Origin of the sequence: Psychrobacter sp. (assembly GCF_035469765.1) — a bacterium.
In the GTDB taxonomy this organism is placed as follows: Bacteria; Pseudomonadota; Gammaproteobacteria; order Pseudomonadales; family Moraxellaceae; genus Psychrobacter.
Genome location: NZ_DATIRM010000144.1, coordinates 1 through 2,271, shown reverse-complemented (window position 1 = coordinate 2,271; position 2,271 = coordinate 1). Strand labels below are relative to the sequence as shown.

Annotated in this window: 1 protein-coding gene; it reads left to right on the top strand. The window is 43.5% G+C overall.

Annotated features, from left to right (window positions below; translation table 11 throughout):
• A partial coding sequence (locus VLN09_RS04100) for a UvrD-helicase domain-containing protein (RefSeq protein WP_325243944.1) occupies positions 1-2,271 on the top strand: 2,271 nt, incomplete at both ends.

Here is a 2,271-nt window from a genome sequence, read left to right as displayed (position 1 = left end):
GAGCATCAGACCCTTTTTGAGCTAGAGACCATTAGTAAGTTAATGGCTCTCTTAGATATGATTGAAGGGTTAAATCAGCATATCTTGTTGGTCTTAGCCAATCTTAATCGTCACATTGTGCTTGCGGTACGTGACAGACTGCCGGTTATTTTAGAAGAGCGTGGTGAGACAACTTTTAGTCTGCAAATGGTGCGCTTAAACCAAGCGTTAACGGGTCGGCAAGGAGATAAGCTAGCGCGTTATATCCGTCACCATTATCCAGTTGCATTAATTGATGAGTCACAAGATATTAATGGCGAGCAGGCCATTATGATTGAAAATATCTATTTGCCAAAGAGTAAAGGCAAACAGTTGGATAATGACAAGCAATCAATCACTAAGAAATCCAATCATGAGTTTTTACTACTGGTTGGTGACCCAAAGCAAGCTATTTATGGGTTTCGTGGTGGTGATGTGGCCAACTATAACTATATGAAAGCGCAGTTTGACAAAAGCACCGTTTGGACACTCAACACTAATCGTCGCTCCACCCTCAGTGTGATTAGTGCACTAAATTGCTGGTTTGGTATGCCGGCAGCAGCGACTGGTGAAAATAAGCAGGCGCAGCTAGGTACTGGTATTTATTATCAGCATAGCAAAGCCTCAAAAGAGCATAGTGAATTGTCTTGGTTTAAGTATTCAGACATACAAGACAGGTGCTTGGTGACTGAGGTGCTCTCTGCTCAACCAGTGAGCGTATTGCACCTGCCTAATGGCAAAGAGGTAGAGCTTGAATATGATGAGTATGAGATCACTGCGCGTCATATTGCCATTTTTCTCAGCAGTGGTCAGACATTAAAAGGTAAGCTAATTCAGCCCAGTGATATCGGGGTGCTGGCACGTACCAAAAAAGATTTAAAACAGGTTGAAGATGAGCTGGTCAAACTGGGCGTGCCAACCCTAACTACCAGTGATGTCAGTATCTTTGAGACTATCATGGCAGAGGATGTGGCAGCGCTACTCAGTGCCATGCTGTATCCGTATCGCCATGACATGATTAATCGGGTATTGACCGGTCATCTATATGGACTGAGTATTAAAGATATCAAAGCTATGATGACAGATCATGAATCAGGCATTGCCGAAGATAGTAGTACAACGCTAAGCCGCCATTCAAACAGTTCTAATTCACAAAATACCTCAGTTATTGATCATAAAAAAAGCTATCAAGATTTTATTACTTATCTAAAGGAAGGCACACAGCGCTGGCAGCATTTTGGTATTTTATCGGCGCTGCATTACTTGTTAGATAAAAGCCCTATGCAGCCGCAAGGTGTTTGGCAAGCACTGGCGGCTCATTCAGAAGGCGATCGTCATATCATGGACTTGCGTCATGTGATGGATATCTTGGCGCAGTACGGCCTAGGCATGGGTGAACATGAACTACTGGCTTGGTTTAGGCAGCACATAGAGGCAGCACCCAACAGTGACTGGGCTAAACAATATCCACTACCGACAGAGTCTGGCGTGCAGCTGATGACCATTCATAAGTCAAAAGGGCTTGAGTTTCCCATTGTCTATGTACTGGGTATGGGGGATGCAAGTAGGAAGTCAGGTAATAAGGAAGACTATGGATTGTACTTGTATAACGCCCAACAAGCACCTTCAGCGTTAATGCAACAATCTACTGGCAATCAGCGCCGTTTCTCACCATTGCAAGGCTCTGCTACTGTAGAGGACTACTATACTGATATTGAGACAAAAGAGGGTTTTGATGAGCTGCGTCGGCTTGGTTATGTGGCATTTACTCGGGCCATCGAGCAGCTTTATATTGTGCTGCGAGACCCTAGTAATAAGACAGGATTTGAGTTAAAGCCAGTGTTTTATTGGTTTGATTCCCCAGAAGCAAAATTTGAATTGCCTGATAACCTTAAAGGCACGATAGGTATGATTAGAGGGCATAACGTCAATGAGTTCTATGACAATAACTATGCTAAATCAACAGACTTAAACGATAATATCCAGCTTGCCACTACTAAATACACAACAGAGCCTATCGTGTACGCTGCCTTCAAAGATGTAATGAAACAAGATTACTTTTATGGTTGGGCTAAGACCAGTTTTACGGCTTTGGCTCGTCAGCTAGATGAATCCACACAGGCGATGGCTGTGGTGGATGAACGTATGGATGATGCCATAGACATTGATATGACAGCTGCCTCAGGGTTTTCTGTAAGTTCAGCTGAGGATGGAGATAGAGGCTCAGTATTGGTAGCACAATACAATAGCAAT